General features: G+C 72.5%; 16 protein-coding genes and 2 tRNA genes. 11 read left to right on the top strand and 7 right to left on the bottom strand.

Translation table 11 applies throughout. From position 1 onward, the window contains the following. Nucleotides 1-38 precede the first annotated feature (38 nt). The 3 genes from ACQP2F_RS41830 (at nucleotide 39) to ACQP2F_RS41820 (ending at nucleotide 3,461) form a co-directional block, all read left to right on the top strand. Nucleotides 39-112, top strand: a tRNA-Met gene (locus ACQP2F_RS41830). A gap of 1,409 nt (nucleotides 113-1,521) precedes the next feature. Next, nucleotides 1,522-1,749 carry a hypothetical protein gene (locus ACQP2F_RS41825; protein ID WP_433297767.1) on the top strand — a complete coding sequence of 76 codons (228 nt, stop codon included), beginning with the start codon at nucleotides 1,522-1,524 and terminating at the stop codon, nucleotides 1,747-1,749. Continuing rightward, a complete protein-coding gene (locus ACQP2F_RS41820; protein ID WP_433297765.1) occupies nucleotides 1,722-3,461 on the top strand; it encodes a baseplate J/gp47 family protein in 1,740 nt (579 codons plus the stop codon). The genes ACQP2F_RS41825 and ACQP2F_RS41820 overlap by 28 nt, the downstream gene beginning before the upstream one ends. A gap of 104 nt (nucleotides 3,462-3,565) precedes the next feature. On the opposite strand, the gene ACQP2F_RS41815 is transcribed toward ACQP2F_RS41820, so the two are convergent. Continuing rightward, nucleotides 3,566-3,775 (bottom strand): putative signal transducing protein, encoded by a 210-nt coding sequence (locus ACQP2F_RS41815; RefSeq protein WP_433297763.1) that lies wholly within the window; start codon nucleotides 3,773-3,775, stop codon nucleotides 3,566-3,568. 141 nt (nucleotides 3,776-3,916) lie between these two features. Between ACQP2F_RS41815 and ACQP2F_RS41810 the strand changes: the two genes are divergently transcribed. Then, nucleotides 3,917-5,206 carry a GDSL-type esterase/lipase family protein gene (locus tag ACQP2F_RS41810; protein ID WP_433297761.1) on the top strand — a complete coding sequence of 430 codons (1,290 nt, stop codon included), beginning with the start codon at nucleotides 3,917-3,919 and terminating at the stop codon, nucleotides 5,204-5,206. A 79-nt stretch (nucleotides 5,207-5,285) separates the two neighbouring features. After that, complete coding sequence (locus ACQP2F_RS41805; protein WP_433297759.1) at nucleotides 5,286-5,636, top strand: YciI family protein; 351 nt, start codon at nucleotides 5,286-5,288, stop codon at nucleotides 5,634-5,636. 37 nt (nucleotides 5,637-5,673) lie between these two features. On the opposite strand, the gene ACQP2F_RS41800 is transcribed toward ACQP2F_RS41805, so the two are convergent. Together ACQP2F_RS41800 and ACQP2F_RS41795 are read right to left on the bottom strand one after the other, a co-directional pair. Further along, a complete protein-coding gene (locus ACQP2F_RS41800) occupies nucleotides 5,674-6,849 on the bottom strand; it encodes an RNA polymerase sigma factor (RefSeq protein WP_433297757.1) in 1,176 nt (391 codons plus the stop codon). Between the two features lie 40 nt (nucleotides 6,850-6,889). Then, complete coding sequence (locus ACQP2F_RS41795; RefSeq protein WP_433297754.1) at nucleotides 6,890-7,267, bottom strand: MarR family winged helix-turn-helix transcriptional regulator; 378 nt, start codon at nucleotides 7,265-7,267, stop codon at nucleotides 6,890-6,892. Nucleotides 7,268-7,368: 101 nt separating this feature from the next. Here ACQP2F_RS41795 and ACQP2F_RS41790 point away from each other — a divergent pair, with 101 nt between their 5' ends. The 6 genes from ACQP2F_RS41790 to ACQP2F_RS41765 all read left to right on the top strand — a co-directional run bounded on the left by ACQP2F_RS41790 (nucleotide 7,369) and on the right by ACQP2F_RS41765 (nucleotide 11,868). Continuing rightward, nucleotides 7,369-8,790, top strand: a complete 1,422-nt coding sequence (locus ACQP2F_RS41790; RefSeq protein ID WP_433297752.1) for an MFS transporter — start codon at nucleotides 7,369-7,371, stop codon at nucleotides 8,788-8,790. 34 nt (nucleotides 8,791-8,824) lie between these two features. Continuing rightward, nucleotides 8,825-8,898: transfer RNA gene (locus ACQP2F_RS41785), tRNA-Met, on the top strand. 509 nt (nucleotides 8,899-9,407) lie between these two features. Beyond that, on the top strand, nucleotides 9,408-9,878 hold the full coding sequence (locus tag ACQP2F_RS41780; protein WP_433297749.1) for a hypothetical protein: 471 nt from the start codon (nucleotides 9,408-9,410) through the stop codon (nucleotides 9,876-9,878). A gap of 66 nt (nucleotides 9,879-9,944) precedes the next feature. Beyond that, entirely contained in the window at nucleotides 9,945-10,367 is a 423-nt protein-coding gene (locus ACQP2F_RS41775) for a hypothetical protein (RefSeq protein ID WP_433297746.1), read from the top strand. Continuing rightward, the gene (locus ACQP2F_RS41770) at nucleotides 10,358-10,804 is read left to right on the top strand and encodes a hypothetical protein (RefSeq protein ID WP_433297743.1); all 447 of its coding nucleotides are present in this window, start codon (nucleotides 10,358-10,360) and stop codon (nucleotides 10,802-10,804) included. Before ACQP2F_RS41775 ends, ACQP2F_RS41770 begins: the two co-directional genes overlap by 10 nt. An 89-nt stretch (nucleotides 10,805-10,893) precedes the next feature. After that, entirely contained in the window at nucleotides 10,894-11,868 is a 975-nt protein-coding gene (locus ACQP2F_RS41765; RefSeq protein ID WP_433297740.1) for a nucleoside hydrolase, read from the top strand. A 4-nt stretch (nucleotides 11,869-11,872) separates the two neighbouring features. On the opposite strand, the gene ACQP2F_RS41760 is transcribed toward ACQP2F_RS41765, so the two are convergent. The 4 genes from ACQP2F_RS41760 to ACQP2F_RS41745 are packed head-to-tail and all read right to left on the bottom strand — an operon-like array spanning nucleotide 11,873 to nucleotide 15,846. Further along, nucleotides 11,873-13,102 (bottom strand): ABC transporter permease, encoded by a 1,230-nt coding sequence (locus ACQP2F_RS41760; RefSeq protein ID WP_433297737.1) that lies wholly within the window; start codon nucleotides 13,100-13,102, stop codon nucleotides 11,873-11,875. Further along, complete coding sequence (locus ACQP2F_RS41755; RefSeq protein ID WP_433297734.1) at nucleotides 13,099-13,767, bottom strand: ABC transporter ATP-binding protein; 669 nt, start codon at nucleotides 13,765-13,767, stop codon at nucleotides 13,099-13,101. The genes ACQP2F_RS41760 and ACQP2F_RS41755 overlap by 4 nt, the downstream gene beginning before the upstream one ends. Beyond that, entirely contained in the window at nucleotides 13,764-14,927 is a 1,164-nt protein-coding gene (locus ACQP2F_RS41750) for a peptidoglycan-binding protein (protein WP_433297732.1), read from the bottom strand. Before ACQP2F_RS41750 ends, ACQP2F_RS41755 begins: the two co-directional genes overlap by 4 nt. Continuing rightward, nucleotides 14,917-15,846, bottom strand: a complete 930-nt coding sequence (locus tag ACQP2F_RS41745) for a hypothetical protein (RefSeq protein ID WP_433297730.1) — start codon at nucleotides 15,844-15,846, stop codon at nucleotides 14,917-14,919. Before ACQP2F_RS41745 ends, ACQP2F_RS41750 begins: the two co-directional genes overlap by 11 nt. Between the last annotated feature and the right edge of the window lie 36 nt (nucleotides 15,847-15,882).

The following is a 15,882-nucleotide window of genomic DNA, read 5'->3' as shown; positions in this document are numbered from 1 at the left end:
CAGGCGTCTCCCGGGTTGCGCTAGTCTTAACAAGCCGACGCGGGGTGGAGCAGCTCGGTAGCTCGCTGGGCTCATAACCCAGAGGTCGCAGGTTCAAATCCTGTCCCCGCTACAAAGTTGGGAAGTCCCTGTTTGCGTACAGCGCAGACGGGGACTTTTTCGCATGCTGGCTCAGGGGGCCGAGCCCCCTGAAACCCCCACGGTGGGAGTCAGTTGCGGTGGGTGGTGGGTAACCCGAGGGCGGGGCGCGGGGGAGCGACCATCGGCGCGGGCGGGAGCGCTGGGGACCACTAGCGCGGGCGCGATCACTAGCGCGGGCGCGATCACTAGCGCGGGCGCCACCGCGATGTAGGCGCGGGCGCGACCACGAGCTCGGGCGCCACCACGAGCTCGGGCGCGACCATCAGTCTGGGCGCGACCACGAGCGCGGACACGAGCTGGCGACCGCGCCGACATCGCGAAACCACCGCACGACCACCAGTCTGGGCGCGACCACGAGGGCGGGAGCGACCACGCGGGCGGGCGCGACCACGAGCGTGGGCGAGAGCGCGGGGCCGGCCACCAGGGCGGGCCAGAGCGCGACAGCCGCACCCGGTCTTGCCCCACCTGCGTCCTACGAGCGCGAGCCAGAGCGCGACCATGAGGGCGGGCGCGAGCGCGAGGGCGGGGTGGGCACGCGGTGGAACTGGGTGCTTACTCACGGTGTGGGTGGGTTGGGAATCGGGCGTTGGGCTGATTCGGCGGCGTGGGGGGTTGGGGTGTCCTGAGGGGATAGTCCGGAAGCTGGCGGTGGTGTGCGCAGGGGGTGCGTTATGCCGGGGTTTGGTGCTTGGGGTCTGGGAGATCTCGTTCGGGGTGTGCGGGAGCGGGCGGGGCTGGGCGGTGACTCGCCTGAGTGGGTGGGGCGGGTCTTTGAGCCGGCTGCCGGGGTTTGGCGGGGGATCGAGCTTCTGGCGGTTCGGGGCTATCGGGACGTTCTCGGGTTGCATGGGGTGGGGCTGAGGCCGGCCTCGGCTGCTTCGGTGGAGCTTGTCTTCAGCAGGGTCGGGACGGCGGACGAGCGGGTGGGGATTCCGGCGGGGACACGCGTGGCTGCTGCCGGTGGCGACGTTGTGTTTGTTACCGCCTGGGATGCGGCTCTTGAGGCCGGGGAAACGGCGGTGGGGGTTCGGGGTTTCCACGCCGAGCGGGTGGACGGGGAACTGGTGGGAGTCGGGCGCGGGACCTGGGGACAAGTGTTCCGGGTCGGGCGAGGGCGGATCGCGGCTGTCGACGACGTGGGCGATGTGTTGGTGGGGGTGGAGCAGGCCGCGGGGAGCGCCGGTGGCGACGGTGTGGTGACTCGGGAAGTTGACGGGGTCACCTACGAGATTTGGCGGGAAGTTTCGGCGTTCGAGGCGGCGGGTGGGGACTCCCGCGTGTATGTGCTCGATCGGGCGTTGGGGGTGGTGGCCTTCCCGCCCGGGGTCGAAGCGCTTCAAATAGATGGTGGAACGGCCGGAGAGAGCGCGGGTGCCGGCGGTGCGGCGAGCGCGGGCGCAGCGGGAGGCGGTGCGGCGGGCGCAGGCGCAGCGGGTGCGGCGGGCGCAGGCGCAGCGGGTGCGGCGGGCGCGGGCGGTGCGGGTGGCAGCGCGGGCGCAGGCGCGGCGGGCGCGGGCGGTGCGGCGGGGCCGGCGGTGGGGGCTCGGGTTCGGGTTTGGTACTGGGTGGGCGGCGGGGCCGTGGGCAACGTGGGTGCCGGTGCGCTGACCGAGATGCCGGAGCCGATCGCGGGGGTCCGGGTCAGCAACGCGGCGGCGGCGGCCGGTGGGCGGGACGCGGAAAGCCTGGGGGAAGCGCTGGCTCGGCGGCGGTACGAGGCGGCTCGTGAGCGGCGGGCCATCACCGGGCGGGACTTCGAAGTGCTTGCGCTGGCGGGGTCGGTCGCGGTGGGGCGGGCAGGGGCGTTCACGGGGGCCGTCGCGTGGCCACTCGGGCACGACGACGAGGTCGTGGTGCTGCTGGTGCCGGCGGTGGGGGCTCATGGGCGGCCGGGGTGGCGGGTTCCGATGGAGACGCTGGTCGAGCGCGAGGACGCGCGCGTGCGGGGAGACGTCCAACGGCTACTGGACGGGCGGCGGCCGTTGAGCACGAGCGTGGTCACGGGGTGGGCGCGGTACAAGCCCGTATCGGTGCGGGGCCGCGTGGTTGTCCCGGCCGAGGAAGACCCGGAGGCGGTCCGGGGGCGCCTTGTCGAGCGGCTCAATCAGGTGATCAGCCCGTTGCCGGCAGCGGGGCGCAACGACGGCTGGCCGTTCGGGGAACCGTTACGCGCGTCGGACGTGACGGCGGTGGTCGAGCAATGTGCGCCGGAGAAGTCGCGCCTGGAGGAGCTGCGGTTCGTGGTCCGGGACGCGCCGGACGGCCAGATCCGGGCGGTCGGTGTGGACCCGTCCCGAGGTGACGTCTGGTACTCGGGCGCCGGCGAAGTGCTGTTCCGCTCGGTCAACGGCGGCTCGGGCTGGGAAGCGGTGGGGCGGTTCCCGGGCGAGGACGTGCGCCGGGTTATCGGGAACGGGGCTCGGCCGGGCACGCTCGCGGTCGTCACCCGTACCGCCGAAGGTCCTTCTCGCTTGTATCTGTCGAGCGACTTCGGGGAGAGCTGGGCCCGGCTCGCGGAGCTGGAACCGGTGGTGACGGGCGCGGCCTGGGTGGCGCGGGAAGGCGACGCGACGCTGCTGCTGTCCACCGACAGTGGGCTCTACGAGGTGGCGCCGGTGCCGGGTGCGATTCCGCTCCAGGTGATGGTCGATCAAGCCGACGTCGATCGCGGGTTCGCGGCAGTGTCGTCGTTCGTCACCGCCGGCGGCGTCCCGGGTGTCGCGATCGCGGCCCAGGCCAACCTCGGCGTCTACCTGTCGACGGACGCGGGACGCACCGGCACGTTCACCGGCATCGGGCTCGCCGGCGCCGACGTGCGAGCGCTCGCGGTTCGGGTCGACGGGGAGGCGGCGGTTCTGTGGGCGGGGCTCGGCGAGTCCGACCCGAACAAGCCGGGGCGCGGATGTCAGCGGGCGCGGCTGCTTGAGGGCGCCGTGCGCTGGGAGCAGGTCAACTCCGGGTGGACCGGCGGCACCTGCTGGGACCTCGCGTTCGACGGTACGGCCGTGCTGGCCGCGACGCAGAGCGCCGGCGTCTCGCGGCTGGACGGCGGCGGTTCCGGCCCGTCGTGGAAGCCCGCGAACGTCAACGGCGGCCTGCCGCTGCGGGACCGGACCCGGTTCCAGCCGGTCACGGCGCTCGCCGTCGCGGCCGGGGGCCGGGCGCTGGCCGGCACCAACAGCGGCGTCTATCTGCGGACCGGGAGCGACCAGTGGGCCGCGATCGCGAACCGCGAGACCCACGAGTCGGTGACGATCCCGCCGACCTGGTTGCTGTGCTCGGACGAGCACGACATCGAGGTGGTACGCGAGACCGCGTGACCGGCCCGCGCAGGCTCGCCATGTCGCGGCCCACCCGCTGGGGTGGGCCGCATTGAAGCACCTACGACCGACATTTTCGGCGAGTTGTCCACCGACTTACCCGGCTACCGTCGCGTGGCGAGCAGCCGCCGGGCCTCCTCCGCGTCCTCCGGTGCCACGTAGACGTGCACCCCGCTCTGCAGCTGCAGCTGCGGCTCCTGGGCGCCCGCGTCGTCGGCGGTGATGCCGACCTTGATGCCGTTGCTGCGCAGCAGTCCGGCGATCACCTCGGCCTCGATGCGGCTGTCGACCACCGCTACCTCTACCACGTCCACGCCTTGCCTCCTTTGGTGATGAACAAGGTTCGCATCCGGCCGGCGTACGGGATACCCGGTGTCACCCTGGTTTCTCCGCGCCTCGGGTCACTTTGATCTAGTGATGTGTGTAAATATGACGAGGATATGGAGGTGATCACTGTGCGTATTCGTACTCGGCGGGTGGTTGCCGGCCTCGTCGCGCTCGGGGTCGTGGCCGGATCGGCGGGGCAGGCCGGGGCGTCCGGCGGCGCTCCGGGACGGGTGGCGGCCGCGATCTGGGAAGCCTCGCTCGAAGGCGTCCACGGCGTCTCGCCCGACGTGACGGTCCGGCAGATCGCCCGGGTGTCGGTGGGCGGGGCCGGGATCCGGGTTCGGTTCGGGAATCCGTTCGGCAATGCGCCGGTGGTCATCAAGGAGGCCTGGGCCGGGCGGACCGTGGCGCCGGGGGCCGCCCGGCTCGTGCTGGGGTCCAACCGGCAGCTGACGTTCCGCGGCCGGAAGTCCGTCGCCATCGCGCCCGGGCAGAGCGTGGTGAGTGACTCGGCCGCGGTGACGGTGCGGGCGCAGGAGGACGTGGCGGTCAGCGTCTACGCGCCGGGCAGTCCGGTCAACGACCACACGTTCCCGCCGTTCGCGTACGACCCGCCCGCGTCCTACATCGGCACCGGCGGCAACACCGCCTCATCCACATCGGACGCCGGGTTCCCGGGCTATCCCGTGATCCCGGGCAACTCCAGCAGCACCGCCGCCGGATATCACCCGGGGCAGACCTGGTGGATGGATCTGGTCTCGGCCGACGTGCCGGCGGCCAAGGGGACGCTGGTCACGCTGGGCGACTCGATCACGGACGGATACAACGCGTACGGCCCGCCGGGCCAGCGATGGACCGACGTGCTGGCGGATCGGCTGGACGAGCTGCCCGCCCCGGCCCGGGTCGCGGTCGCCAACGCCGGAATCTCGGGGAACACGGTAAGCGTGCAGCCCAACCCGTACGACCCGACCGGGCAGTGCTGCGGGCCGCCGGCTCCCCAGCGTCTCGAACGCGATGTGCTGTCGGTGCCGGGCGTCCGGACGGTCCTGCTGCTCGAGGGGACCAACGACATCGGAGGCGGGGACAACGCGCCGCCGGCGTCGGCCGCCCAGGTCATCGACGCGATGAAGGGGATCGCGCAGCGGGTGCACGCCCGGCACCTGCGGATCGTGGCGTCGACGATCCTGCCGATGTGCAACCCGGCCGGCAGCGCGAAGGAAGAGACCCGGCTCGCGGTGAACGCGTGGATCCGCGGCACCGACGTGTTCGACGAGACGCTCGACTTCGACGCGGTGCTTCGCGATCCGGCCGATCCGACGGTGATGATCGCCGACCTGCGCAACGACTGCTATCACCCCAACGCCGCGGGCGACCAGCTGCTGGGGCGCTCGATTCCGTTGCCGGCGATCCTCGGCTAGAAAATCCTGTGGGCCGGTCGATTCCGGCGGCCGCCGTTCGTCATGCGGGCGAAGGAACGGTGCTACGGAAGGACATGGCATGCAGTACGTGATGATCATTGCGGGCGACGAGGCGCACTGGTACGACGACGCGATCGCGTCCGGGCTCATGGACGAGGTGAACGCCTGGTGGGACAAGTGGCACCAGGCCGGGAAGATCGTGCCGGGCGGGGCCGAGCTGCAGCACTCGCGGACGGCCAAGACGATCAGTGCCGGCGGCGACGGGGTGCCGACGGTGACGGACGGGCCCTACCTGGAGATCAAGGAGGTGGTCGGCGGCTTCATCCTGATCGTCGCCGACGACATCGACGAGGCCGTGGCGGTCGCCGGCGGATGGCCCGGGATCAAGATGGGCGACCGGGTCGAGGTGCGGCCGGTCATGGAGCGCTGACACCGGGGATCCGGTAGGCGGCACGCGGTGTGGCCGGTCAGGGAACGCTGAGGCCGGCCAGCCGCCGGGCGAGGAGCTCGCGCTCGGCCGCGTTGGTGGCCAGCGCGAGCGCCCGGCGGGTGGCCTCGCGCGCCTCGGCGGTCCGGTTCAGGCGGGCCAGCAGGTCGGCGCGGGTGGCGTGCCACAGGCGGTAGCCGGCCAGGCGGTCGGCCAGCGCATCGACCTCGGCCAGGGCGGCCGCCGGCCCGTCGACGAAGCCGGTGGCCACCGCCCGGCCGAGCAGGACCACCGGTGACGGGCACAGCACCAGCAGATCGTCGTAGCGGCGGCGGACCGCGGGCCAGTCGGTGTCCGGATAGGACGGCGCCAGCGCGTGCAGGGCGGCGATCGCGGCCTCGAGCTGGTAGGGACCGGGGCGGTTCTGCGCGGCGGCGCGGGCGAGACGGGCGAGGGCGCCGCGAATCAACGAGCGATCCCAGCGCGTACGGTCCTGGTGCTCCAGCAATACCAGGTGGCCGTGGGCGTCGAGCCGGGCCGCGGCCCGGGACTCGTGCAGCTCGACCAGGGCGGCCAGCCCGGCCGCCTCGGGCGCGTCGGGCAGCAGCGCGGCCAGCTGGCGGGCCAGGTCCAGCGCCTCGTGGGCGAGCACGCGGGACTCGTCGAGATGGCCCTCGTTGTAGATCAGGTAGATCACGGCGAGGACGGCCGGCAGGCGGGTCAGCGGGTCGCCGACCTCGAAGCCGACGCCCCGCAGGCGGCGCTTGGCCCGGACCAGGCGCTGGGCCATCGTCGAGCGGGGCAGCAGGAACGCGGCGGCGATCTTGTCGGCGGGCAGGCCGGCCATGGCGTGCAGGGTCAGCGCCATCTGGGCCGGCTCCTCGAGCGACGGGTGGCAGCAGGCGAACAGCAGCGCCAGCCGGTCGTCGCCGGTGGGCTCGGCGGGCGGCGTGGCGGCCAGAACGGCAAGCTTCTCGCGTCCGGTCGCCTCGCGGCGCAAGCGGTCCAGCGCGCGGTGCCAGGCGGCGGTCACCAGCCAGCCGGGCACGTTCTCCGGCACGCCCTCGGCCGGCCAGCGGCGCAGCGCGTCGGCCATCGCGTCCTGCAGCGCCTCCTCGGCGCGGTCGAGGTCGCCCAGCCGGCGAGCCAGCACGCCCAGCACGCCGGCCGCGTGCGCGCGCCAGGCCGCGTCGAGGATCGGACGGACATCGATCACGCTGCGAGTTTGCCCCATCGGGCGATCCGGTGCGGAACGGCTATCCGGCGGTCAGATGCCGGCCGAGCACCGTGAGCTGGGTCTTGCGGGCCTCGGCGTGCCGGCGGAGACCGGCCTCGGTGAGCTCGACGAAGACGCCGCGCCGATCGTCCTCACAGTGCGTGCGCGCGACGAGGCCGCCCTTCTCGAGGCGGGCGACCGTGCGGGAGAGGGCGCTCTGGCTGAGATACATGGCCGAGGCGAGCTCCTGCATGCGTCGCTTGTCACAGTCCTTCGTGGTGAGACGGTCGAGCGTCTCGAAGTCACTGAGGGTGAGGCCGTGCGTCTCCTGGAGGGCGCGCTCGAGCTGGACGGCGACGGCGTTGTAGCTGGACAGCAGCGTCTGCCACCGGTCGACGAGCTCCGCTTCGGCCTCCATGCCGGGCATCCTACTCGTGTTACCTCACCGATGCACATGCATTTGTTGCGCACGACTCTAATGCGTTGTCATTCTATGCGTACGCATATAGCGTCGCCGCCGTGACTATCACAGAACCCACGCCCGTCGTCGCGGCGCCGTCCGAGCTCCGCTGGACCCCTCGGCTCTGGGGAGTGCTCGCGGTTCTCTGCGCCGTCCTGTTCCTCGACGGCCTCGACGTCTCCATGGTCGGCGTGGCCCTGCCGTCCATCGGCACTGAACTGGGCCTGTCCACCACCTCGCTGCAGTGGATCGTCAACGGCTACGTGCTCGGCTACGGCGGCCTGCTGCTGCTCGGCGGCCGCACCGCCGACCTGCTCGGCCGTCGCCGGGTCTTCCTGGTCGCGCTGGCCGTCTTCACCGTCGCGTCGCTGGTCGGCGGTCTGGTCGACGACGGCGGCCTGCTGATCGCGACCCGGTTCGTCAAGGGCCTGGCCGCCGCCTTCACGGCCCCGACCGCCATGTCGATCCTCACCACGACGTTCCCCGAGGGCCCGGCCCGCAACCGGGCGCTGTCGATCTTCACCGTCTTCGGCGCCAGCGGCTACTCGTCCGGCCTGATCCTCGGTGGCCTGCTGACCAGCCTCGGCTGGCGGTGGAACTTCCTGGTGCCGGTGCCGCTCGCCATCGCCGCGCTGGTCGGCGGGTTCGCGCTGATCGCCCGGGACAAGCCCGCGGCGACCGGCGGCCACGACCTGGCCGGGGCGGGGACGCTGATCGCGGGCATGCTGCTCGCCGTCTACACGGTCGTCTCGGCGCCGGCCCGCGGCTGGCTCGACCCGGTCACCGTGGGCATGTTCGTACTGGCGGCGACCCTGCTGGCCGGATTCGTGCTCACCGAGAATCGGGTGCGGCATCCGCTCGTACGCCTGGGGATCCTGCGAATCGGCTCGATCGTCCGGGCCAACGCCAGCATGATCGCGCTGATGGGCTCGTATGTGAGCTTCCAGTTCATGATGACCCTGTACCTGCAGGACGTGCTGCACTGGTCGCCGTTGCGGATGGCGCTGGCGCTGCTGCCCGCGGGCCTGGTGGTGGCGTTCGGCTCGCCGTTCGTCGGGCGGCTCATCGACCGGTACGGGACCGGGCCGCTGATCGTGACGGCCATGGTGTCCCTGAGCCTCGGGTACATCTGGTTCCTGGCGACGGCCGGCACCCAGCCGCACTACCTGGTGACCATCCTGCCCACGATGCTGCTGCTCGGCGGCGGCTTCGGGTTCGGCTTCAGCTCGATCATGGCGCAGGCTACGGACGGCATCGGCGACTCCGAGCAGGGGCTGGCGTCGGGCCTGGTGCAGTCGTCGGGCCAGGTCGGCACCGCCCTGGTGCTGGCCGTGGTCACCGCCCTGGTGTCGACCAGCGCGACCGGCGGCGAGTCGGCCGGCTTCGGCCAGTTCCACCCGGGGCTGAACCTGGTCACCGGAGTGGCCGTGGCGGGCCTGCTGCTGAACCTGATTCCGCTGCTTTCGACCCGCCGTTCGTGACCGTCCGCCCCGCGAGGTATGGTTGTCATGCCGACGCGGGGTGGAGCAGCTCGGTAGCTCGCTGGGCTCATAACCCAGAGGTCGCAGGTTCAAATCCTGTCCCCGCTACAAAGTTGGGAAGTCCCTGTCTGCGTACAGCGCAGACGGGGACTTTTTCGCATGCTGGCTCAGGGGGCCGAGCCCCCTGAAACCCCCACGGTGGGAGTCGGTTGCGCTGGGTGGTGGGACGGCTGACCACTCCGCCCCTGAAACCCCCACGGTGGGAGTCGGCTGCGCTGGGTGGTGGGACGGCTGACCACTCCGCTCCCTGAAACCCCCACGGTGGGAGTCGGTTGCGCTGGGTGGGGAGATCGCTGACCACTCGCGGAACCCCGGAACGGTCTGGGCACTCGCTCGCCCCCTTATGCCCTTTTCGGGGGTATAAGTGCTGACCAAAAGGGTGATCTCGGGCGGTTGGGTGTGGGCTTAACTCTGTGTAGCGGTTCTCCTGAGCCGCCGGGAAAGCGATGATCTGCCGGACGAATTGGTCGCCCTCGGTCCGGCAGGGAGCTAGAGGCGAAACCGACCCCGAAGGACTACGTGGCCGTGAAGGCCGACGCCCCTCGAGGAGTACGGACATGAAGCTCAACTACCGCAAGCCGGCCGTCGCGGCCGCGATCGTGGCCGGTGTTCTCGCCGTTTCCGGCACCGCCGCCTACGCCTACTGGACCGCCCAGGGCACGGGCACCGGCACCGCCGGCACCGCCGCCGCCGGACAGGCCCTCACGATCACGCAGGACTCGTTCAACGGGTCCGCGCTCACCCCGGGCGGCGCCGCCCAGGCGATCAGCGGCACGGTGGCCAACGCCAACACCTTCAACGTGCCGTTCACGCTCACCGCGGCGCCCACCGTGGACAGCGCGCACGCCACCGCCGGCTGCCTCGCCTCCTGGTACACCGTCACGCTGACCACGCCGCCCACCAGCGTCGCGGCCGGCAACCACGCCGACTTCGCCGGCACCGTGGCGATGACGAACCTGCCGAACGACAACCAGGACTCGTGCAAGGGCGCGACGGTCACCATCACGTACACCGCCAAGAGCGTCTGATCCCGGTGCTCCGGGCGGGTCACGCCCGCCCGGAGCCCGCACCGAGCGAAAGGGAGGATGAGCCGGATGCGGCGAATCGCCATCGCGGCCGGCCTCACGGCCGTCGCCGTGGTCGGTGTCCTGGGTGGACGGCAGCTGGCCCTCGCCGGGTCGGAGAACGCGGCGCCCGGCCACGCCTTCACGCTCAGCGGATCGGTGGGCGGGCTGGTGCCGGGCAAGGCGTCGGCGTTGCGACTGACCGTGGACAACCCGAACGCCCAGCCGATCCGCCTCGCCTCGGCCACGGTGACCGCGAAGGCGGCCAGTGCGGCCTGCCCGGCGAGCCTGCTGGGCATCACCACCTTCTCCGGTACGCCGGAGACGATCGTCGCCGCCCGCGGGCAGGCCGTCGTCGAGCTGACCGTGACGCTGTCGGCCCAGGCGCCGGACGCGTGCCGGCGGGTGTCCTTCCCGCTCACCTACTCCGGGCAGGCGGACCAATGGCACTGATCCGGCGGACCGCGGCCGCGACCCTGGCCGCGCTGACGCTCACCGGCGCGATCGCCGCGCCTGCACAGGCGTACTGGCACACCGGCGGAACCGGATCCGGCACCGTGCGCACCGCCGGCGGGGTGGCGAAGGTCATCACGCTGAACCTCACGGCGCAGGGCAACCGCTTCCAGGCCGCCGGCAAGGCCGGCACGTCGTCTGCCTTCGGCACCGCGCCGTTCACCGTCACCGTGGTCATCTGCAAGACCGCGACCTGGCCCTGCCCATCCGCGTCGGTCGTGACCACCCTCGCCCTCACGGCGACCGCCGGCGCCTACAGCGGCATGACCCCGACCGGCGTGAGCTACAAGGGCGTGAAGGCGTACGGCATGGCGAGCCAGACCCAGTCCACCGGGTGGACCGACTACAGCGCGCCCGACGGCCCGACGACACCCTGACCTCCGTCCCGGCCGAATGGATGATCGGCTGGTTTCTGGGCGGAGCCCGCCGGCGACAGGATGGGTGAAAGCCGACGGCGGGGAGCGTCATGACGAACCTATTCTCAGCGTGGTCGCGGGTGCTGGTCGGCGTGGCGGTCGCGGCCCTCGCGGTGGCCGTCGTGCCGGCGCCGGCGACCGCATCGGCATCGGCATCGGGCGGGCCGGCGCCGACCCGACTGATCATCGACACCGATTTCGGGCAGTGGTGGGACGACGTCGCCGCCCTCGCCGCCGCGCACTCGGCGGCCGACCGGGGCCGGGCCCGGATCCTCGGCATCATGTCCGATGTGGACAACCCCTGGAACGCGCCTGCGCTGGACGCGCTCGACACCTGGTACGGGCGGCCCGGCATCCCGATCGGCGTCACCGCCGGCGCGGTGTCCGTCGACCAGAACTACAGCCGGCTGCTGGCCGAGAGCTTCCCGCACCGGGGCCGGGCCGAGGACTCGGTGGCGCTCTACCGGCGGCTGCTCCGGTCGCAGCCGGACCACAGCGTGACGATCCTCTCGATCGGCGCGCTGACCGGACTGTCCCACCTGCTGCGGACCGACCGCGCCCTGGTCGCGCGCAAGGTCGCCCGCGCCGTCGTCATGGGCGGCGAGTATCCGCGGGCCACCGCGCCGGAGTGGAACTTCGGTCTCGACCTTGCCGCGACGCGCCACGTGGTGGCCGACTGGCCCACGCCGATCGTGTTCGACGGCTTCGAGACCGGCGTCCACGTGCTGGTCGGCAACAACGTCTGCGCCACGCACCCGGCCGGCAGCCCGGTCCGGGCCGCGTTCGACGTCCTCTACGGTTGCGGCAACAAGCAGACCGACGGCACCTGGGACCCGACCGCGCTGTACTACGCGATCTACGGCACCGGCGGCGTCTACCGGCTCGCCGGCGCCGGCGGCCACAACGTCGTCACCGCGGACGGCCTCAACGCCTGGGCCGCGGGCGGGCATCGCCAGCAGTACCTGGTGCTCACCGACGCCGCCAAGCTCACCAGCCGGCTCGACGCGCTCATCGACGCCGCGTGACGCGTCACCGGCGGAGCGCGTCGGCCGGCTCGATGCGGCTCGCCCGCCACGCCGGGTAGAGGCCCGCGAGCAGGCCGGTGACGGCGCCGACCAGGGGCGCGGGCAGGACGGTCGCCGGTTGCAGGATCGGGGTCCAGTCGCGCCAGAAGGCGACGGCGACCACCGCGGCCACGCCCACGCTGGTGCCGATCAGCCCGCCGATCAGGCCCAGCGTGCCCGACTCGGCCAGGAAGTGGGTGGCGACGTGCCGGCGGCGGGCGCCCAGCGAGCGGCGCAGCCCGATCTCGGCGACCCGCTCGAGAACCGCGACCAGGGTCGTGTTGGCGATGCCGACGGCGCCGATGACCAGGCAGACGGCGGCCAGCGCGAGGAAGAGCGTGCCGAGGTCGGTGCTCACGCCCTGGCGCAGGGTCTGCGGGTCGGGCGGCAGCACCACCTTGAAGCGGGTCGGATCCTCCGGCCGCAGCGCCAGCGGCGCCTCACCGCCGACCTGGCGCGCGGCGCCGATCCTCGTGTCGACCAGGGCCTGGGCCGACGTGCTCTCGCCGGTCGGCGGCGGACCCCACAGCGACTCCGCGGTGCCGGCCGGCACCACGGCGCTGAGCAGCGTGTCGGCGCGGCGGTCGACGTCGTCGACGATGCCGATGACGGCGAACGGGGTGCCGCCGATGAAGACCGCCGGCTGGTTGTCGACCCAGGTGATGCCGAGCCGGCCGGCCGCACCCGAGCCGAGCACCACGACCCGCTGATGCTGGGCGTCGTGCCAGGCGTCGAAGAGCCGGCCGGCGGAAAGTCGCGCGTGGATCGCCCGCAGGTAGCCCGGCGTCGCGGCCAGCACCTTGAAGTTCTCGCCCGGGTCCTGGGTGGTCGGGCGGCGGGCGTCGAGCGGGCCGGGGTCGGGCACCTCCCAGAAGACGCCCGCGCTGCGTACGCCGTTGAGCCCGGCCAGCCGCCGTTCGGCGTCTTCGGGAAAGGCCGCCGTCGTGGTAGCGGCCGGGCCGGCGTCCTGCACGACCACCTCGGTGGCGACCAGCGCCGTGAACCGGTTGCTGATCTGACCCTCGACGGTGCTGGTCAGGCCGAGGACGGTGACGAACGCGGCCACGCCGAGCAGGGTGCCGAGGACGGTCAGGGCGGCACGGCCGGGACGGGCCAGCATGCCGGCGACGGCCTCGTCGACCACGTCCCGGACGCTCAGCCGGGTCGGGGGCACGACCCGCGGCGACCGTCTCACGAGAGCACGCCGTCCTTCATCAGCACCGAGCGATGGGCCCGGTCGGCGACGGTACGGTCGTGGGTGACCATGAGGATGGTCAGCCCGCCCGCGTTCAGCTCGTCGATCAGGGTCAGCACCGCGGCCGCGTTGGTGCTGTCCAGATTTCCGGTCGGCTCGTCGCACAGCAGCAGCGACGGCCGGTTGACCAGGGCCCGGGCGATCGCCACCCGCTGCGACTCGCCGCCGGAGAGATGACCGGCGCGGGCCTGCGCGCGATGGGTGAGCCCGACCCGGTCCAGGGTCTCGAGGGCCAGCCCGGCCCGGGCCCGGCGGTTCACCCCGGTGTAGATCATGGCCGTCGTCACGTTCTCCACCACCGACCGGTGCCGGAGCAGGTGGAACGACTGGAAGACGAAGCCGATGCGCCGCCCGCGCAGCGCGGTCCGATCGCGTTCGGGCAAGGTGGCGGTGTCGATGCCGTCGAGGCGGTAGACGCCGCCGTCGGGACGGTCGAGCAGGCCGACCACGTTGAGGAACGTGGACTTCCCGGAGCCGGACGGCCCGGTCACCGCCACGTACTCGCCGGCGCCGACGACCAGGTCGGCCTCGTGCAGGGCGCGTACGGGGGGCGGGCCGGGATAGAACCGGGTCACCCCGGCGAACTCGACGACCGGCGCGGTCACGAGGCGCCGGACCGTTCGCCGACGACCACCCGGTCGCCCTCGGTCAGGCCGTCACCGGTCACCTCGACGAAGCCGCCGGAGGCCGAGCCGGCGCGGACGGTGACCGGCTCGCGCCGGTCGCCGTCGAGCACGCGCAGCACCTGGGTCGAGCCGTCGGCGGCCGAGAAGATCGCCGACACCGGAACCACCAGGACGGCCTCGCCGCTGGAGGCGGCCGTGATGGTCAGGCGCACGTCCTCGCCCGAGAAGCTCGCGGGCAGCGACCGGGCCGGCTTCACCAGGATCGGGTGACCGGTCTCGGAGCCCTGGCCCTGCTTGAGCGCGCCGATCGACGCCACCGTGCCGGCCGCCTTCTGGCCGGTGGTCTCGTCCAGGATCTCGACCGGCATGCCAGTGTCGACCAGGTCGCGGTCGCCGGGCGCGAGGAGGCCGCGGACGACCATGCCGCCCACCGACAGCGACAGGATCGGCCCGCTGACCTCGGCGCCGAGGCCGGCCTTGACCGAGGCGACCCGGGCCGGCAGCGACCTGACGTAGTAGACCTCGCTCATCGGCAGGTAGATCTCGGGCGGCGCGGGCGAGGCCGAGGCCGAGGGGGACGGCGATGGCTCGGGCGGGACCGGCGGGTCGACGACGGGCGGGTCGTAGTCGCGGGCCGCGTACATCCGGCGTACGGCATGGGCGGTCGAGGCGCCGAACGTCCCCGCCCGGTCGGTGATCCGGTAGCCGAGGTCGCGCAGCGCGCTCTGCAGCTGCTCGACGTCGGAGCCGCGCATCCCGGCGTGGATGTCCCGGTACGGCGGCACCGCCCCGGCCAGCGCGATGACCGGCCGGCCCGAGATCTCGGCCAGCACGGTGCCCTCGTCGACCGCGTCCCCGGTCTTGACCGTGCGCCGGGAGATGACCGACCGGCCCGGGCCGAGCACGGTCTTGACGTCGAGCGCGCGATCGGGCTCCACGGTGCCGCGGGTCACCACCGCCTGACGCAGGACGCGCCGTTCCACGTTCGCGGTGATGAGGCTGGGCGGCGGGGCCGCGGCCTCGGCCGCCACCTGCTGGGGCGACTTGATGAAGGTGGCGGCGCCGAGACCGGCCAGCGCCATCACCACCGCCCCGGTGACCAGGCCGATCAGGAACCGGCGCCGGCCCCTAGTGTCCACTCACCACCGCCGCGGCGTTCTTCAGCGCGTCCTGGACGTGCTGGTGCACGGTCTCCAGCCGTTCCAGGTTGGTCTCCACGATCTGCTGCTGGTACGCGGTGAGGATCGCGGTCATCTGGTTGAGGTAGTTCACCTTCTTCTTGCACCGGACGTCGGCCACCGCGGTGTTCTTCTCCGCCTTCGTGGCCGCCGCGTTCTCGTCCTCGCTCTTCCACCAGCGCTGGTCGCTGCCCGCGTCGGTCGGCTTCGCGTACTGGTAGCCGGACGTGCCCATGCAGGCGCTCCAGTCCGCCATGACCTTGAGGGCGCGCTTGTCGGCGAAGGTCCGCTCGTTGGCGTCGTTGGCCAGGTCCTGCAGCCACATGTCCTCGTCGAGGTTCCAGCCCACCTTGCGGTAGCCCTCGCCGGTGCAGCCGCCCTGCGGCACGCCCTTCGGCGCCGTCCTGCCCGGCTGGACGCCCTGCAGGATGATCGCCACCTGGTCCGAGACCTCGCCGTTGTACGAGATGTCGTGCGACGAGTAGTACTCGGGGTGCGCCGGATCGTTGTGGTAGCCGGCCCGGGCCGCGACCGCCTCGTCGATCAGGCCGAGCCGGTTGGTGCGGTCGCGCAGGGCGTAGAGCTTGAGCCGGGGACCGGTGTTCCAGCGGATGCCGAAGCGTCGCATGCAGTCCGCGGTCATCAGCTTCGAGGCGTAGTCGAGCTCGATGTACTCGTCCACGGTGGTCGTGTACCGGTCGAGCGGCAGGTCCACCTGGTTCAGATCGGAAACGGCGGGCGTGGCGGTCACCGCGGGCGGTGGTGGCGACGACGCGCTGGTCGCCTTCGGCCCGGCGGTGGCGGCGCGGTCACCGCCGGAGCAGCCCGCGGCCGCCAGGACGGCGGTCGCCAGCACGGCCGCGAGGAGAACGCGTTTCACCTGGTTCCTTTCCCTGGGTGGCCGGCGGGAGCGGCG

Source organism: Actinoplanes sp. CA-030573, from assembly GCF_050951115.1.
In the GTDB taxonomy this organism is placed as follows: Bacteria; Actinomycetota; Actinomycetes; order Mycobacteriales; family Micromonosporaceae; genus Actinoplanes.
The sequence above is the reverse complement of the archived record's forward strand: the minus strand, read 5'-3'. Positions and strand labels throughout refer to the sequence as shown.